Here is a 17496-nt window from a genome sequence, read left to right as displayed (position 1 = left end):
TCCGTCGCTCGGGCGTGATGCCGGAGAGGCTAAATAGCGAGGCAAGGCTCTACATCGGAAGGATTACGTATTCCGGCGGCCCGCCCCGTCGGTCATGATGATCGCGGAGGAGTGATGGATCAGATCACCCTGAGCGCCCGCCACCTCCATGCGTTCACCGAAGTCGGTTTCCAGGTGGCCGGCGGGTCGGGGGCGCACGGCGCCATGACGGCGCTGCGCGTGGTCATCCCGTTCGAGGCGTACGACTTCGTCGCGTTCGACCCCGCCACCGGCCGCCACAGCAGCCTGGTGTCGTCCGGTTACCCGCGGATCCACGCGGAGGCCGCGGAGGAGTACGCCCGGCTCGATCCCTACCGGCGCGCCATGGCGTCCCGGGTGCCGCTGGACATGGGGGCGCCCGGCACCGAGGTCTGGTTCCGCAGGCACCTCGCCCCGTACGGCTGGCGGTCGGGCATGACGGCGCCGCTGTTCGTGGACGGCAGCCGCTACACCGGCCTGTTGCACGTCAACTCCCGCGAGCCGCTCTCCCCGCAGACGCCGGCGGTGCTGAGCGCGGTGTCCGGGGCGCTGGCGCACATCACCGACCTCACCCGCTGCGTCATCGACCCGCTCGGGCTGCCGCCGGGTTTCCACGCGATGGCGTTCGAGCGGTGCGGGCGGCGGCGCGCGGTGGCCGGGTGGCCGCCGTCGGACGCCGTCGGGCGCGAACCGGCGATGGCGGGGCTGGCCAGGGACTTCATCGACTCCCGTGAGCTGTCGCGCCGGGGGCTGTGGCTGGACGGCGCGGGGACGTGGCGCGAGGTGCGGGTACACCGGGCGGGGGTGGGCCCGCGCGGCGCCATCCAGGGCGCGGTGATCGCCGAACGGCCGTGCGTGCTGCCGTACGACCTGACGGCCCGCGAGGTGGACGTGCTCACCCGGGTCGCGCTCGGCGACTCCAACCCGCAGATCGCCGCGGCGCTGGTGCTGAGCGTGCGCACGGTCACCACCCACCTGGAGCACATCTTCGCCAAGCTCGGCTGCGACAGCCGCACCCGCCTCACCACCAAGGTGCTGGCCGAGGGCCTGTGCCACCTGGAGCTCTGAGTCACCGCGCGGCGCGCCGCCCATTGGGGGACGCCGGAGGGCGGGTGGCGAGCTCGATGTGCATCTCGAACCACACGTTGTTCTTGCCCGCCTCACGGATGAAACCCCAGCGGTGCGCGAGCGCCTCCAGCAGTTGCAGCCCCCGGCCGCCGGTGTCGAGCGGCGAGGCGGGACGCCAGCCGAACGGCGGCTCGGCCGACCCGGCGTCCTGCACGGCGACCCGCACCCATTCGGCGGAGTAGGACACCGACAAGGTGAACGTGCCGCCCGCGGAGGCGGAGTGCCGCACCGCGTTGGTGGCGATCTCGCTGGTGAGCAGCACGCAGTCGTCGTGCAGCGGGTGCGCGACCCCGACGGCGGACGAGACGAGCCGCCGGGCGCGTGCCACGGCGTCCGGGTCACCCGCTAAGCGCAGAACCCGGTCGCTGGGCGGTTGCGCCCTGACGTAGCCCGATGAAGTCATGAGACCCCCCGTTCGTGATCTGCCGCACCGTGTTTAGGACGCGGCACTGCCGCTGTGAGATGTCGCCAAAAGGTAGGAACCTGCTCCCCGTGCACCCGGGGGGAGCCACCGGTGGGGCCGCCGGGGCCCGAGTGCCGGTTCAGGACAACAACCGGCTGGCGTCCAGTGCGAGGGCCAGCTCGACGATGTCGCGCGGGCGGGACAGCGAACGGCCGGTGAGCTGTTCCAGCCGCCGCATGCGGTTGAACACGGTGTTGCGGTGGCAGTAGAGCTGCCCGGCCGCGCGGGCGGCGGAGCCCTCGCAGCGCAGCCACGCCGACAGGGTGGCGAGCAGCACCTCGCGGTCGGTGGGGTCCAAGCCCTGCAGCGCCCCGAGCACCTCCGACACCAGGCGCCCCGACAGCTCCGGCTGCGAGATGACCAGCGCGGACGGCAGCCGGCGGTCCAGCCGGGCGATCTCGGGGCCGCAGCCCTCGCAGGTGCGCATGGCCAGCTCGGCGAGGCGCCGCGCCGCCGCCAGCTCGACCAGGCCGCCCACCACCGGGCTGACGCCCGCCGGGCCGTACACCACGGCCGTCATGCCCTCGGCCAGCTCGTCCAGGGTGGCCTCGCCGAGCGCCACGACCGCCACCTCGTACTGGGCGCGCATGCGCCACAGCAGCCGCATGGCGCCGAGCGTCTCCGGGCGCGCGTCCCGGGCGGGGCCGCCGTAACCGCCGTAACCGCTGGGGGCGCCGTTGCCGTTGACACGGGCACCTTCGTGATCATGGCGGACGGGGAGCCTTATTGTGACGACCGCATAACGGCCGCGCTCGGGCAGGTCCAGCGCGGCGGCGGCGGAGCGGGCCACCGCCCCGTCGGCCGCCCCTTCGAGGAGTTCGTCCAGTAGCGCGTTCACCCGCTCGGTGCTGCGGCCGAGCAGTTCCTTCTCGCGCCTGCGGTACACGTCGGCGGCCATCAGCGCCTGCCGGTCGATGGCGTGCCAGACGTGCGTCGCGGTGCGCACCAGCGCGGGCAGCAGCTCGGGGTGCTCGCGCTCGATGAGGTCGACGAACGCGGCCCAGGTGACCTGCGCCGCGAGGCGGTACATGCGCATCAGGGACTCGAGGGGCAGTCCCTGCTCGGCGCGGCGCCCCGCCATGTGCCGCGCGAACTCCAGGTCACGGCGCTCCTCCGGCCGCTGCAGGATCGCCTCGATGCCGGCGCGCAGGCCCTCCTCGGTGCTCTGCCAGTGGTCGTCCGGCGTGACGAACCTGCGGTACGCCTCGTCGCCCTCCCGGACCCGGGCGACCAGCTCCTCGGTGAGCTCGGGCAGTTGGCGGAGCAGCCGCGTGGCGGCGATCCGCAACACCTCGCGCACGTCCTCACCCACGTGCTCACTGCGCTTGACGGCCATCTTCATCAGCGTGCCACCCGCCGCCGTCCGGAACAAGGTTCGGTTCTCGTTTCGTGACGTGTCGTTGTGCTCGTGCACAACGGGGTTTCCGCGCCGGTGGGCACCTGTCCCGACTTCACCTGCGGATCTGGACGGCGGTGCGCGTGCGGCGTTTTGGTGTGCCCACCGACTCTGCTGGAGGGAACGATGGAGGCCACGGCGTCACCGGCCGCGGACGGCGGGCTCGCGGTCACCGGCCTGGTGGTGGGATACGGACCGGTGCGGGCCCTTCGCGGGGTGTCCCTGCGGGTCCCGGCGGGCGCGGTGGTCGCCGTGCTCGGCACCAACGGCGCGGGCAAGTCCACGTTGTTACGGGCCATCTCCGGCACGCTGCGCTTCCACCGCGGCGGCATCGGCGGCGGCGACATCACCTGGCGCGGCACACGGCTGTCCGGGGTGCCGGCGCCCGGGGTGGTGGCGCGGGGCGTCACCCAGGTGCCGGAGGGCCGGCGGGTGTTCGCCCGCATGACCGTGGAGGAGAACCTGCGGGCCGGCTCGCTCGGCGCGCGGGGCGGCGCCAAGGAGGCGGCCCTGGCCCGCGAACGGGTGCACGCGCTGTTCCCCGTGCTGGCCGAACGGGCCCACCAGCGGGCCGGGCTGCTGTCCGGCGGGGAACAGCAGATGCTCGCCATCGGCAGGGCGCTGATGGCCCGGCCGTCGCTGCTCCTGCTGGACGAGCCGACGCTGGGCCTCGCGCCGCTGGTGGCGGCCCGCATCGGCGAGACCGTCCGCGAGATCAACGCCGCGGGCACGTCGGTGCTGCTGGTCGAGCAGAACGTCACGCTGGCGCTGTCGCTGGCCTCGTACGCCTACGTGCTTGAGGTCGGCGAGGTCGCCCTGGAGGGGCCCACCGCGGACCTCGCCGCCGGTGACGAGGTCCGGCGGCGCTACCTCGGCATGGCCGAGCCGGAACCCGCCCGTCGGGCCGCGCCGCGCCGGACGCTGACGAGGTGGTTCGCATGACCGCTTCATACCAACCGGACGGTATGTCGGAGTCCGTCACGCCGGTGCCGCTTCCTCTGGAGGTCAGGGACGTGACGGTGCGGTTCGCCGGGCTCACCGCCCTGGACGGGGTGAGCTTCACCGTGGCACCGGGCACCGTGCACGCGGTCATCGGCCCGAACGGCGCGGGCAAGTCGACGTGCTTCAACGTGCTGTCGGGGGTCTACAAGGCCACCTCGGGCAGCGTGCGGTACGGCGGCGCGGAGCTCACCGGGCTGCCGCCGCACCGCATCGCGGCGCTCGGCGTGGCCCGCACGTTCCAGAACATCGCGTTGTCGCGGCGCATGCCGGTGGCCGACAACCTGATGCTCGGGCGGCACCGGCTGACCCGCGCGGGGTTCGTCTCCGCCGGGCTGCGGCTGCCGTCCGCGCGGGCCGAAGCGGCACGGCACCGTGCGCGGGTCGCGGAGATCGCCGAGTTCGCCGGGATCGGCAGCCTGCTGGCCACCCCGGTAGGGCTGCTGCCGTACGGCGTGCAGAAACGGGTCGAGCTGGCCCGCGCGCTGTGCATGGAGCCGCGGCTGCTGCTGCTCGACGAGCCGGTCGCGGGCATGAACGGCGCCGAGCGTGCCGAGATCGCCGACCTGATCAGGGCGGTGCGCGACAGCCTCGGCATCTCCATCGTGCTGGTCGAGCACGACATGGGGGTGGTGATGCGCCTCGCCGACCGCGTCACCGTGCTCGACTTCGGCCGCCGCATCGCCGACGGCGCGCCCGCGCAGGTGCAGGGCGATCCACAGGTCATCCGCGCCTACCTCGGCGCGAGCGAGGAGAGCGCGTGATCACCTTCCTGGAGCTCCTGGTCAACGGCGTCTCGATCGGCGCCGTGTACGCCCTCATCGCCCTCGGCTTCGTCATCATCTTCAAAGCCACCGAGGTCGTGAACTTCGCCCACGCCTCCCTGCTCCTGGCCGGCGGCTACGTCGTCGCCCGCGCCCAGCCCGTCATCGGTTTCTGGCTCGCCCTGCTGGCCGGCATCGCCACCGCCGCGATCGTCGCCGCCCTGGTCGAGTTCCTCGTCATCCGCCGCGCCAACGTGCTGTCCCACAGCGTCCTCGCCATCGTCACCATCGGCGTCGACATCGTCCTCACCGCCGAGCTGACCCGCCGCATCGGCACCGAGATCCTGGCGCTCGGCGACCCCTGGGGCAGCGCCGTCATCACTCTCGGCGGCGTCACCATCGCCGAGGTCCGCCTCGTCGCCCTGGCCACCGCCGCGGCCCTGATCACCGCCTTCCTCCTGGCCTTCAAGTTCACGGGCTGGGGCGTGGCGATGCGCGCCGCCGCCGAAGACGCCGAGACCGCCGCCCTCATGGGCATCCGTCTGGGCCGCGTCTCCCTGAGCGCCTGGGCCGTGGCCGGCGCCCTGGCCGCCGTGGCCGCGGTGTTCCTCTGCGTCTTCCCCACCCCCGGCCTCGACCGCGGCACCGCGCTGGTCGCCATCAAGGCCTTCCCGGCCGCCATCCTCGGCGGCCTGGACTCCACCACCGGCGCACTGGTCGGCGGCTTGCTCGTCGGCGTCACCGAGGCCCTGATGACCGGCTACCAGAACCAGCTGGCCTTCCTCGGCCGCGGCATCGGCGACGTGGCCCCCTTCCTCGTGATGATCCTCATCCTGCTCTGGCGCCCCTCCGGCCTCTTCGGCACAAGGGAGACGGCCCGTGTCTGACACCCCCAGAACGACAACGGGCCACACCGGCGAGACCACCCCCGCACCGGACCACACCGGCGGAACCACCCCCGCACCGGGCCACACCGACGGGACCACCCCCGCGTCCGCGCCTCGTGACCCCGCTCCGCCTCCTCCTGCCCCCGGCGCCTCCACCTCGCCCGACATATCCGAAATTTCAGCATCGGCGGACGTACGGGCGGAGGCGCCGGCGCGGCCGGGCACCCTCACCCGGGCCCGGACGGTACGCGTCGTGGTGTGGGCCGCCGTCACAGTGGTGGCGGTCGCGATCCCGTTCTACCTGGAGGGGTTCTGGCTGCAGACCGGGCTGTTCGCGATGTCGGCGGCGGTGGGCGCCATCGGCATCAACCTGCTCACCGGCTCCACCGGCCAGCTCTCCATGGGGCACGCCTTCTTCCTGGCCGTCGGCGCGTACGGCTACGTGTACTTCGCCGACCCCGGGCAGGACGGACTGCTCGGCCTCGGGCTGCCCGCGCCGCTCGCCGCCGTGCTGGCGGTGCTCACCGCGGGCCTCGCGGGCGGCCTGTTCAGCCCGATCGCGGGACGGCTCAAGGGCGCCTACCTCGGCATCGCGACCATCGCGCTGATCTTCCTCGGCCAGCACCTGCTGTTCAACGCCGAGCCCGTCACCGGCGGCTACAACGGCCGCGCGGTGCCGCCCATGGAACTGTTCGGCCTGACCTTCGCCGACACCCCGGAGCTGGTGCTGCTGAACGTGCCGTTCGGCGCGCTGGAACGCCTCTGGTTCCTCGGTCTGGTCCTGCTGCTCGGCGCCGCCGTCTTCGCCCGCGGCGTGCTGCGCGGCCGTCCCGGTCGCGCCATGAACACCATCAGGGACCACGAGATCGCCGCCGGGGTGATGGGCGTGCCGGTGGCCCGGTACCGCGCCGGCGTCTTCGTGCTGTCCTCGATGTACGCGGGCCTCGCCGGCGTGATGCTCGCCCTGGTGTTCCAGCGCACCGTGCCCGAGTACTTCGGCGTGCTGCTGTCCCTGGACTACCTCGCCATGATCGTCATCGGCGGGCTCGGCTCCGTCGGCGGCGCGATCCTCGGCGCCGTGTTCGTCTCGATGCTCCCCCAGTTGCTCACCCGCTACAGCGACGCCCTCCCCATGATCGCCGAACCCGGTTCTGGCGGGGTGTCCCCCGCAGAGGCGGCCCGCATCCTGTACGGCGCCGCCGTCGTCACCGTGGTGCTGTTCCTGCCCGGCGGCCTGATGGGCCTCGCGGCACGCCTGCGCGCGAGACGCCCGCCCTCCTCTTCCACCGATCCCTCCTCCCCCGACCCCAGGAGCTGACATGGGCAAGTTCGGCATCCGCACCGGAGCGGCGACCGTGGCCACATTGGCGGCGCTCGCGCTGGCAGTCTCCGGCTGCGCCAGCGGCAAGGCCACCGGCGGTGACAGCGCGACCGCCCCCGCGGGCGACGGCGTGAAGACCGGCCCCGGCGTCACCGCCGACAAGATCACCATTGGGGTCCTCACCGACCTGACCGGCCCGTACGCGTCCCTCGGCAAGAGCCTGACCCAGGCGCAGCAGCTCTACTTCGAGCAGCTCAACACCCAGGGCGGGATCTGCGGCCGCACCGTGGAGCCCCTCGTGCGCGACCACGGCTACGACGCGCAGAAGGCGGTGGCCGCGTACACCGAGATCGCCCCCAAGTCGGCCGCGATCAGCCAGTTCGTCGGCTCCCCCATGGTCGCGGCCCTCAAGCAGCGCATCGAGGGCGACAAGCTCCTCACCCTGCCCATGGCCTGGGCCACCGGGCTGCTCGGCACCCAGGCCATCCAGGTCACCGGCACCACCTACGACATCGACATGATCAACGGCGTGGACTTCCTGGTGAAGGAGAAGGGCATCAAGTCCGGCGACAAGATCGGCCACCTGTACTTCGAAGGCGACTACGGCGAGAGCGCCCTCAACGGCTCCAAGTACGCCGCGGGCAAACTGGGCCTCACCGTGGTCGAGCAGAAGATCAAGGCCACCGACCAGGACATGACCGGCCAGGTCTCCGCGTTCAAGGCCGCCGGCGTCAAAGCCGTCCTGGTCTCGGTCGGCCCCCGCCAGGCCGCGTCCCTGGTAGGCGTCTCCCTGGCCCGGGGCATGGACGTCCCCTTCGTCGGCAGCAACTCCGCGTACAGCCCTCAGTTGCTCGCCACCCCCGCGGCCCCCGCGCTGCTCAAGGACTACTACATCATGACCGCCGGCACCCCCCTCAGCGCCGACCTGCCCGCCATCAAGAAACTGGTGGCCGACTACCAGGCCAAGTACCCCGGCCAGCAACTCGACAGCGGCGTGACCTCCGGCTACTGGGCCGCCAACATCGTCGGCGACGCCCTCAAGAAGGCCTGCGGAGCCAAGGACCTGACCCGCGAAGGCATCGTCAAGGCCCACCGCTCCACCCCGTCCTGGGACGCCGGCTTCGGCTCCCCCATGGACTTCTCCCACCCCGACCAGCCCGCGTCCCGCAACTCCTACATCGTCAAGCCCGACAAGGACGCCATCGGCGGCTCCGTCATCTTCAAGCAGGCCGCGGCCTCCGACCTCGCCAGGGAGTACCAGGTCCCCGTCGGCTGACCCCCCGCACCGGACACCCACCACCGCACCGGCACATCCGGCGCCCTGACCACGCCCCTTCGCCGGGTCGCCTGACCGCCCACCCACCTTCGCCGGGCGACCCGGGTCTCCCGGCCGCCCACCCACCTTCGCCGGGTGGCCCGGGTCTCCCGGCCACCCGGCACCTCTCTTCCGGCGCCGGCGCGGCGAGAAGGGGTACGGCGCCCGGCCCGGTGAACGTCAGCGGAACACTCCGGTGTGCCCCAGGGAGTACCGTCCCGGCTGCGGGTACACCGCGAGCCCGTGCGGCCCGGCGCCAACCGGAATGGTACGGATCAGCCGCCCCTTGACGGTGTCGAAGACGTACACGACCCCGTGGTACCGCCCGGCCAGCCACAGACGCCGGCCGTCCGCCGACACACCCCCCATGTCGGGCGACCCGCCACCGGGGATGCGCCAGGTGTCCACCGGCTTGCGCTTGGCGAACGACACCACCGACACCGACCCGGCGCCCCGGTTGGAGACATACAGCTCACGCGAGTCGCGGCTGACGTACAACCCGTGGGCACCGGCCCCGGTCGGCACGAACTTGTCGACCGCGAACCGGCCGGCGTCCACCAGCCAGACCCCGCCCTTGGCCATGTCCGCGACATAGAAGGTGGTCCCGTCCGGCGACAGCTTCACGTCCTGCGGCATGCTGTGCCCCGGCAGAGCGATGCGCTTGCGTACCTTGCGGTCCTTGAGGTCGATGGCCACCAGATGCCCGGAGAACTCGCAACTGGCCAGCATGGTGCCGCCGTCCACGGTGAAGTCGGCGTGATTGACCCCCCGGCACGGCATGTCCATCGAGTGCCGGAGCTTGAAGCTGCGTGGATCCCGGAAGTCCAGCCGGTTGAGCCGCTCCGCCATCACCAGCGCCGTCGTCCCGTCCGGGCTGAAGTACAGGTTGTACGGGTCCTCCACCACGATCGGCGCCCCCGGCTTCCCCGTGGCCGGGTCGATCGGCGTGAGCGTGTTCCCCTCGTTGTTGTTCACCCACAGGGTCTTCAGGTCCCACGACGGCACCACATGCTGCGGCCTCTTCCCCACCCTGAAGTGCCGCACGATCCGGTACGTCCTCGGATCGATCACACTGACCGTCCCGCTGTCACTGTTGGGCACGTAAACCAGCGACGGGAACCCCGCCACCACCGGACTCAGCATCCCGGCCCGATCGTGCCGGTAGACGTCCACCTTCTCCCGCCCCATGCGCGCCGCCGCCGCGTCCCCGGCCCTCTGCTCCCCCTCCTCCCCCGGCGAGGCCGGCGCCGTGGCGGACGCGGACGCCGTGACGGCAGCCCGCGGCACCTCCCCTCTCGAACACCCCACCACCGCGACCACCACCACGACGACCGGCCACACGCCGTACGCCCTCCGCCGCCGTACCGATGTCAGCCCCCGCATACCCCGCCCCTTCGTCGCCCGCCACCGGCTCGGCACCGGCTACGGTCACGCTAGGAGGACCAAGGTCAGGGGACGGCCAACCCCACGTCAGCCCCCGCCCCGCGTTCCCCTGCCCGGGGGCGCCTGCGGCCCGGCAGGCGCCCCCGATCGTCTCATCGAACCGAGAAGGTCACTGGGGACCTTGGTTGATGTATTGCAGGGACGCGTTCAGGTTCATCCTCGCCTCCGCAGAAAGCTCTCCATGGACGGTGGAGACATAAGCTCTTCCAGCCGTCAGATCGCGATTGATTCTTTGCCCGATCTCGACGACACTCGCGTGTCCATGGGCAACCATGGGGTTTCGCCATGCACCTTTGCCGACTTCGACGATCTCGCCGGTGGTGTTGTTGACCACGATGGGTGTGTACCGCTTGCCATTGAACTGAACGCGATTGTTGCTCGCCGCGTTGTAGAACTCGTTCTGCAGGGTCTCCCTGTTCACATCGAGTACGGGATTGCCCGACTTCCCGGCGGGCGGGTTCGCCGGCCTGGGCTTCGCCTGATCCTTGGGGGCGGCAGCGCCGGGGAAGGGGATGACATTACCTGATCTGCCGCCGCCCGAATTGCCGGTTTGGATGCGGAATCCGCCTCCTCCAGGCCTGGGTCCGCGGAGCCTGAGTCCACGACCATCTTCGAGGCCGTCCTTCACGGCGGTGATCGCGGCGTCGATCACGTAATCCCGGTAGAGGCCTTCCAGCCAGCAGTCGCAGGAGTGGCTGAACCATTTCTGCGGCACGGTGTCCCAGGCGTCGTAGCGCTCTCTGTAGTCGGCCATGGCGTCCTCGTAGAGGGACACCTCGCCGGACTTGTCGATCTCCTCCTCGGCGGGGTCGTCGCTGATGCCGGTGGCGTCAGGTCCGACCGAGACGCAGCCCGGCACCTCGTCGGGGCCGCATTCGGCCGTGCCGGGGTCGGCGGCGGGGGCTTCGGGCTCGGCGGGCGATTCAGGATAGATCACCTCGGGCGGGGCGGGGGCGCAGCTCATGTCGGGTGGGCACAGGCTCTCGCCGCCGCCGACGGGCTCGTCGGACAAACCGGTGGGGTCGACGCGGCCGATCGGGTTGTTGCCGGTGAAGGTGTAGAGGTTGGCCGAGACGGGGTTGGCCGGGTCGAGGTCCGGCGCCGCCAGGAACAGCGGATCGGCGGACGTCCACTGCATGGCCAGCGCGTCGTAGGAGCGGGCGCCATAGGCGAGCAGGTCGCCGACCGGGTCGTAGTCCTTTCCGTTGAACTCCTGCGGGTACTTCCCTGCGGCGGCGGGCTGACCGTTCGCCTCGGCGGTGAAGCTGGACAGGACCTCGCCGAACGCGCCGTAGCGGGTGACGCGCCGGGTGGCGGCGTCCTCGGCGGCCAGGGCGAGCACGTGGTGACCCTGCGGGCCGGTGGTGTAGTGCTCCAGGGTGCCCGACCCGGCGTCGCCGTCGACACGGCCGATGGTGTCACCGGCCAGGCTGAGGTTCTGCCGGTACTCGGGCTGCCCGCCGGGGGTGTACACGATCTCCTGGGCGCCGAAGTAGCGCCGTACCCGGGTGACCGTGTCCTGCGCGTTCCTGCTGACGGCGGCGATCCGGCTGCCGCCGTCGTAGAAGTAGGTCTCGCTTTCTCCGCTGCTTTCGTTCGTGACCTCGCGCAGGCCGGACGGGCCGTCCCAGCGCTGGGTGTAGGTGGTGCCGGGCGCGCCGGTCACGGGGTCGGCCAGGGTGCGCCTGGTGGTGTTGCCCGCCTCGTCGTAGAGGTAGGCGGCCAGGTCGTAGCCGTCCTGCGTGCCGTCGTCGACGTGCAGCCCGGCCAGCCGCAGCGGGTCGGCCCCCGTGGCGGGGTCGCCGGGATCCTGGTAGCGGTAGGTGACGTTGCGGGAGATCAGGCGCTTGCCCGGCACGGGCTGGGCGGGGTCCCCGAGGTCGGCGACGCTGACGAAGTCCAGGCGGCCGGAGGCGCGCACGCCGAGGAGTGCGTAGTAGTCGGGAGCCATCGCGCTCTCCAGCTCCCCGCGGTGGTTGTAGGCGTAGGTGGTGGTGACGGGATCGGTGGTCTCGCCGAGGTAATCGTCGGTCTGCCCGACCTGGCCGTTGTCGAGGTAGGCCACGGTCTGCTTGTAACGCTGCAGTTCGGCGCCGTTCTGGCCGAAGGCGACGGTCTGCAGCCCGGTCAGGCGGCCGTAGCGGTCATGGCTGTAGCGGGTGAGCGGCGCGGCGAAGCCGGGGAGCTCGCCGGTGTTGACGCGCCGTGCGGTGACCAGGCCGCCGGCGTTGCGGTCGTGGGCGATGGTCATGGTGCCGCGTGTGCCGAGGTCGACGCCGACGGCGACGGGAGCGCCGTCGCGGTCGAAGCCGGCGGCGTGCACGGCCGGACCGGTGAAGGTGGCCTGCCCGGCGCCGTCGCGTGCGGTGTGCTGGACGGCCTTGGCCTGCAACCCGTCCTCGTCGTAGGTCAGGGTCGCGGCCAGCGTGTCGCCGATGCCGGGCAGGCCGGTCAGCTGGCCGGTCAGGCCCGGTGACAGCCTCTGGCTGCTCGCGGTGGGCAGGCCGAAGGCGTTGTAGGTGGTGATGCTCGTCGCCGCCGGTGAGCTGGTGAAGGTCACACGGCCGATGGTGTGGTTCGCCTCTCCGGCGGCCGCGTCCAGCGACTCGTGCGGGGTGTCGTAGGTGTAAGTGGTCGAGTGATCGGGCCCGGCCTGGAACCGGGCCTGTTCGGCCGCGTCCAGGTCCCGCACCGCCGGGGTGAACCGGACCGTGCGGCCGAGGTCGTCGTAGGCGGTGTGGTGGGTGTAGTCGGCGGCGTCGGCGTCGCCGGGCACGGGTTCGGTCATCGTGACCCGCTGCCCGTTGCGGTCGTAGCCGAAGCTCCAGACACGGCCGCCGTCCGGGCCGGGCCGACGCACCTTGCGCCGATCGCCGAAGTAGTCATGGCTGAGCGTGGTGGTCACACCGTCGGCGTCGATGACCGACGCGGTGCCGAAGGCGTCGTAGGTGTAGCGGGTGACGGCGTCGTCCTGCGGGGGCCGCCACTTCTCGGCGACCGCGACGAGCCGGCCGATCGAGTCGGTGGTGATCGTCTTGCGGGAGGCGGGCGAGCCGTCGCCGTCCTCGTCGATGTCGCCGGTCGGGGTCAGCACGGCGGTGTGCTGGGTGGCGGTCACCGTCAGCCCGTCGTAGCTGTAGGACTGACGAGCGAGGACCCGCAGGTCGGTGGCGCCGGCCTGCTCGCCCACCGTCAGCGGACGGCCGAGGCCGTCGTAGCCGTACACCGCGGTGACGGTGCCCTGGCCGTCGCCGGCCGGACCTGTGGCCTTGGCCGGCAGCCCCTGGTAGTTGTAGGCCACCGTGGTGACCCGGGTCACGCTGTCGTTCTGCACCACCGCGCCGCGCAGCGTCCGCCCGAACCCGTCGACCTCCACGGTGTTGTGGGAGAACTGCCGCCGGCCGTCGAGGTGGTCGCCGACCAGGGACTCGGTGACCACCGAGACCCGCTTACTGGTGTCGGACTCGAAGGCCAGGTCGTTGTAGGTGGCCCGGAAGAGCTCCACCCCACTGCCGGGGTCCCCGATGCGGTAGGCGGTGTTCTTGACCGGGCGGCCGAGGCCGTCCACGTCCGTGTGGAAACGTTCGACCAGGCCGGCGCCGCGCGCGGTGGCGAAGGTGCAGCCGGTGGCCGGGTCCGGCGTGGTGCCGACGTCGGTGCCGTCCGGGCAGGAGTAGTTGGGGCCGAAGGTGTCCAGCACCTGACCGGTGGCCGGGTCGGCCACGGTCTCGACGGTGTGCCCGACCGGGTTGACCACCTTGGTCAAGTGCACACCGGTGGCGTCGTAGTCGTACGCGGTGAACGCGCCACTGACCCCTGGGTCGAACCCCGCAGGGCTTTCCACATGTCGGGCGTACTGCTCGGGTGCCCACGTCTTGGCCGGCAGATGCCGCTTGGTACCGGCCGAGGCGTCGTGGTAGGCGATGTAGGCGGTGCGTTCCGCCACCGCCGGGTCGGCGGGGTCGGCGGTGACGGTCTTGACCCGGCGGAACGCCGTGTCGTGGTAGGTGTAGCGCGTCTCCCCCAGCACGGTGTGCTCGCCGTCGCGCAGGATCGAGTCGACGGTCTTGTCGGGCGCCACGTTGAAGGTGCCACCGTCCCAGGCCAGGTTGAAGGCCGGCACGGCCCGCCGGACCTCGGTCCTCCCCTCGGCGTCGGTGAAGCGCGTCTCCTGGACCGACGGCACGAACGCCGCGAAGGCACCGTCGGAGGTCAGTTGCGTCCACGCGGTCTCGGTGCGCACCTGCGACCCGCTGCCGCGGCAGGCCACCGGGGTCTGGCCCGTGGTCCCGGTACAGGTGTAGGCGGTGTCACGCTCGGGCAGCGCCACGTAGATCGGGTAGTCGGCGCGCATGCCCGGTGCCCGGGATCCGACCGGCCGCATCTGGTGGGCGTGGTCGACCAGGCTCATGACGCCCGGTTGGTCGTCGGTCAGGCCGGTGGCGTTCACCTGCCGGCCCAGCACGGTCGCCGACAGGGTCGGCACACCGGACGGCAGGAACTGGTAGTCGTAGCGCGTCACGCGCGTCACGTCGTCGGCGGCCGAGGTGTCGTTGGCGTTGCCGAGGGTGTGCACCTCGGTGTACCCGCGTAGCGCGTCCCGCCCGTAGGGCCCCTGCGTGAAGACCGGCTTGATGTAACGGAAGCTGGTGAACACGGCGGGCTGGCCGTGCCCCGGGTCGTTGTTCACGCTCCTGGCCACCCACTTGCGGGCCGCCGTGTCGTGCAGGTAGTCGACCGTGGTCGTGGCCCCCTTGCCGTTGGACATCGTGCGGAGCAGCCGCGCCGGCGCCGCCGTGACACCACTGCCGACGATCTTCTTGGCGTAGCGGACCTCCGCCTTGCCGTCGTTGTCGTCGTCGCTCAGCAGGTCCAGCAGGCCGTCGCCGTTCAGGTCGGCCGCCTTGGCGTAGGTGTGCCGGTAGTCGCCCCGGTCCGCCCACTCGTTGAGCGCCGCGCCGCCGCCGTCCTGGCGCAGCGTCCCGGCCGGGTGCACCTTGGCCACCCCGGCCAGCGCCCGCGCCACCGGCACGTCGGCCACGTGGCCGGTCACCCACTGCCGGCCGCCGCCCGCGTACAGCATGCCCCGGCCGCCGCCTGTGCGGTCGTAGAACAGCAGGTCGGGCAGCCTGTCGCCGTCCACGTCGGTGAACCTGGCGCGGCCGGTGCGATCCGCCGCGTACGGGTAGCCCTGCCAGTCGTAGGCGTCCTCCCTGGTGTGGAAGGACCGCAGGTCCTGGGTGTCGGGCGAGTTCTGCGAGAACATCACCTGCCCGTCGTCGGCGGCGGACGCGAACCCGTAGCCGGTGTTGAAGATCACCTTCGTGCCGGCCGACGGGTCCTGGCCCGCCTGGCACTTGTCGCCGCCGTCCGGGTCCACCTTGACGACCCGGTCCACCAGGCCGTCGGCGTTGACGTCGAGCGCCGCCCCGCCGGCCAGGTAGCCGACGAAGTCCTCGAAATCGACGTCGCAGTCGTCGCTGTGCTTGTCCATGCGGGGCGCCAGGTCGTAGTTGTCGTCACCCGGCTGCCCCGTGCCGGGCAGCGTGATCCGGTCCCCGATGCCGGTGAACCCGCCCTTCTCGCCCAGCACCACGTGCCCGCCGTCGTGCGCCAGGTCGGTGAACCCGTCCCCGTTGACGTCCTGCAGCGAAGCCACGGTCTGCTTGATCGGCGCCTGGCTGTCGGGCCGCGCCGCGAACTCCCCGAGGAAGCCCATCTCGGGCACCCGGGCCAGCGCGTCGGTCATGGCCTGCGGCGCGGCACCGCCGCGCGCCCAGCCCGCCCGGACCCGTGTCGGGGCCGCCGCGAAGCCGGACCCGGTGTTCTCGTAGACCCACCACCACAGCGACCGCTTGGTGACCGGCACGATCTGGCCGGTGTTCTCGGAGTCGCGGAAATGGAACTCCAGCTTCCAGTCCGTGTCGTCGTCCTCGGAACGGGTCGGCGGCGCCAGCCCGTCGGTGCTGGCGTACGGGCACGTCACCGACGCGATCGTCTGCGCGACCAGCTCCGGCTTGCCGTCACCGGTCACGTCCACCAGCCCGTGGCGCACTTGCTGCCACGACTTCCAGCTCGCCGGCGCGCCCCAGTCCTCCACCGAGGAACACGGCCGGGAGGCGTCGCCGTGCCAGCCGGAGGCCGCCGGTGAGAACGACCGGTTCAGCCCGGCGCACAGCAGCTCGCCCGCCCCGCTGTCCGGCACGCCCGTGCCCACCGGGATGTCGGCGAACGCCCGCCGCAGGCTGAACGCCCGGAACTTGCTCTTGTCGGCGTTGCTGCCGTCCTGCTTGACGAACTGGCCGTTCTGGTTCAGGTACACGTCCACCATGCAGCCGCCGGTGGCCGGGGCGTTCGCCGGGGCCGACAGGTCGAAAGCGGGGCCGTTGCGCTTGAGCATGTCCAGTTGGCCGTCACCGTTGACGTCCACCAGTGTCTGCTGCACGCTCTCCCCCGAGGCCTGCGCGGCGGAAAGCTGCCAGGCCGAGGTGTAGAACGGCCGCCCGTTCTCGTTCGGCAGTTGCGCCGAGCCGTCACCCGGGATCGCGCCGAACGGCACCGTGCTGGTCGTCGGCGGCCCCGGCGGGGCGAACAGGTCCGGGTGCGACATCCGCGACAGCACGTTGGTGTCGACGGACTCCGGCAGGCCGAGGTTCGTCACCTCGTTGGCCGGCCCGTAATGCGCGTCCTTCACGTACGAGGCGGCCTGCCCGTAGGTGAACGTCGTCTTCGGCAACGTGACGAACTGTGCGGCCGACTGACCGGGCACCGCGGGCCGGTGCGTCACCGGCCGCACCCCGGCCAGTTGCCGGAACGGGGACACCTCCCCGTCACACTGATCGGTGCCGGCGTACTCCAGCGCGTACTCGTGCCGCACGTCGAACCCCGGCCCGGAGACCTTCTTCGTGTACGTCGTCACCGCGTTGAGCTTGCGCGTGCCCGACAGCCGTGGGAAGCCCGACCGGTAGTCCAGCCGCGACCCCACCGCCGGCATCGTGGCCGGGCTCCCGCAGTACGCCGGGTCCCCCCACGACAACTCGACCTTCGCGTACGGGTCGGCCGATCCCGGCGCCTCGTACTCGATCCTGCTGAGCAGGAACTCCCGGGGCTGTCCCGCGGCCGGCGCCGCCGTCGTCCGTCCCACCGTGGTGTAGACGTACCGCAGTTCCGCCGGGTCGTTCTCCCCGTCGGGCGCGGCCACCCGCACCAGCGGCGCCGCCGACCACGGGTGTTGCGTCTTCAGTCCGAAGTTGGACACCCGCCCGTCGGCGCCGTAGGCCTGCCACCAGTACGGCGAGTCCGTGCCCGCCAGGTACTCGAACCGGGTGAAGCTCGCGTCGTGCAGCGCGCGGTAGCCCACGGCCTGCGGCGAGCTCTTCGGCAGGGAGTCGTCGCGCACCAGCGGCCCGTTCGGCCCGGTGAAGTTGCGCGGCGCCTCCGTCGTCCCGCCCTGCGGCCACTCCGGCCGCACCGTCCCCGCCGCCACGTCCACCGTGATCGTGGCACTGCCGGTGAGCGACCACCCGGCCGCCACCGTGCCGTGCACCGGCCCGTCGGACGAGTACGACAACCCCAGTCTCGGCGTCAGCCCGCCATGCCCCACCGGCACCTGGAACGGATATCCCGTGGTGTAGGCCCCGGTGGCACTGGCCCGGCCGACTCCCCCCGAGCTCCCTCCGGAGACCCCCGCGGCTTCCAGCAGCCCCGCCGCGTTCCCCGCCCGGTCCGCCTCCGCCGCCGCCGGAGCGGCAGGCACCCCCAC

General features: G+C 72.0%; 10 protein-coding genes. 6 read left to right on the top strand and 4 right to left on the bottom strand.

Features of this window, described 5'->3' with window-relative positions:
- Positions 1-114 precede the first annotated feature (114 nt).
- A complete protein-coding gene (locus tag ABGB17_RS00570) occupies positions 115-1086 on the top strand; it encodes a LuxR C-terminal-related transcriptional regulator (protein WP_347625660.1) in 972 nt (323 codons plus the stop codon).
- A gap of 1 nt (position 1087) precedes the next feature.
- Here ABGB17_RS00570 and ABGB17_RS00565 read toward each other — a convergent pair whose 3' ends face one another.
- Together ABGB17_RS00565 and ABGB17_RS00560 are read right to left on the bottom strand one after the other, a co-directional pair.
- The gene (locus ABGB17_RS00565; protein WP_347625659.1) at positions 1088-1549 is read right to left on the bottom strand and encodes an ATP-binding protein; all 462 of its coding nucleotides are present in this window, start codon (positions 1547-1549) and stop codon (positions 1088-1090) included.
- A 139-nt stretch (positions 1550-1688) separates the two neighbouring features.
- Positions 1689-2945 (bottom strand): helix-turn-helix domain-containing protein, encoded by a 1257-nt coding sequence (locus ABGB17_RS00560; protein ID WP_347625658.1) that lies wholly within the window; start codon positions 2943-2945, stop codon positions 1689-1691.
- A gap of 186 nt (positions 2946-3131) precedes the next feature.
- On the opposite strand from ABGB17_RS00560, the gene ABGB17_RS00555 reads away from it, so the two are divergent.
- From ABGB17_RS00555 to ABGB17_RS00535, 5 genes are all read left to right on the top strand, one after another.
- Positions 3132-3947, top strand: coding sequence for an ABC transporter ATP-binding protein (locus tag ABGB17_RS00555; protein ID WP_347625657.1), 816 nt, complete (start codon positions 3132-3134; stop codon positions 3945-3947).
- Positions 3944-4768, top strand: coding sequence for an ABC transporter ATP-binding protein (locus ABGB17_RS00550; RefSeq protein WP_347625656.1), 825 nt, complete (start codon positions 3944-3946; stop codon positions 4766-4768). The genes ABGB17_RS00555 and ABGB17_RS00550 overlap by 4 nt, the downstream gene beginning before the upstream one ends.
- Positions 4765-5655 carry a branched-chain amino acid ABC transporter permease gene (locus ABGB17_RS00545; RefSeq protein ID WP_347625655.1) on the top strand — a complete coding sequence of 297 codons (891 nt, stop codon included), beginning with the start codon at positions 4765-4767 and terminating at the stop codon, positions 5653-5655. Before ABGB17_RS00550 ends, ABGB17_RS00545 begins: the two co-directional genes overlap by 4 nt.
- 253 nt (positions 5656-5908) lie before the next feature.
- Positions 5909-6973: a branched-chain amino acid ABC transporter permease gene (locus ABGB17_RS00540; RefSeq protein WP_347625960.1), complete on the top strand. Its 1065-nt coding sequence runs from the start codon at positions 5909-5911 to the stop codon at positions 6971-6973.
- 1 nt (position 6974) lies between these two features.
- Positions 6975-8252 (top strand): ABC transporter substrate-binding protein, encoded by a 1278-nt coding sequence (locus ABGB17_RS00535; protein WP_347625654.1) that lies wholly within the window; start codon positions 6975-6977, stop codon positions 8250-8252.
- A gap of 219 nt (positions 8253-8471) precedes the next feature.
- On the opposite strand, the gene ABGB17_RS00530 is transcribed toward ABGB17_RS00535, so the two are convergent.
- Both ABGB17_RS00530 and ABGB17_RS00525 read right to left on the bottom strand, forming a co-directional pair.
- Positions 8472-9674 carry a hypothetical protein gene (locus ABGB17_RS00530; RefSeq protein ID WP_347625653.1) on the bottom strand — a complete coding sequence of 401 codons (1203 nt, stop codon included), beginning with the start codon at positions 9672-9674 and terminating at the stop codon, positions 8472-8474.
- A gap of 169 nt (positions 9675-9843) precedes the next feature.
- On the bottom strand, positions 9844-17496 hold the full coding sequence (locus ABGB17_RS00525) for an RHS repeat-associated core domain-containing protein (protein ID WP_347625652.1): 7653 nt from the start codon (positions 17494-17496) through the stop codon (positions 9844-9846).

Origin of the sequence: Sphaerisporangium sp. B11E5 (assembly GCF_039871875.1) — a bacterium.
Lineage (GTDB): Bacteria > Actinomycetota > Actinomycetes > Streptosporangiales > Streptosporangiaceae > Sphaerisporangium.
The sequence above is the reverse complement of the archived record's forward strand: the minus strand, read 5'-3'. Positions and strand labels throughout refer to the sequence as shown.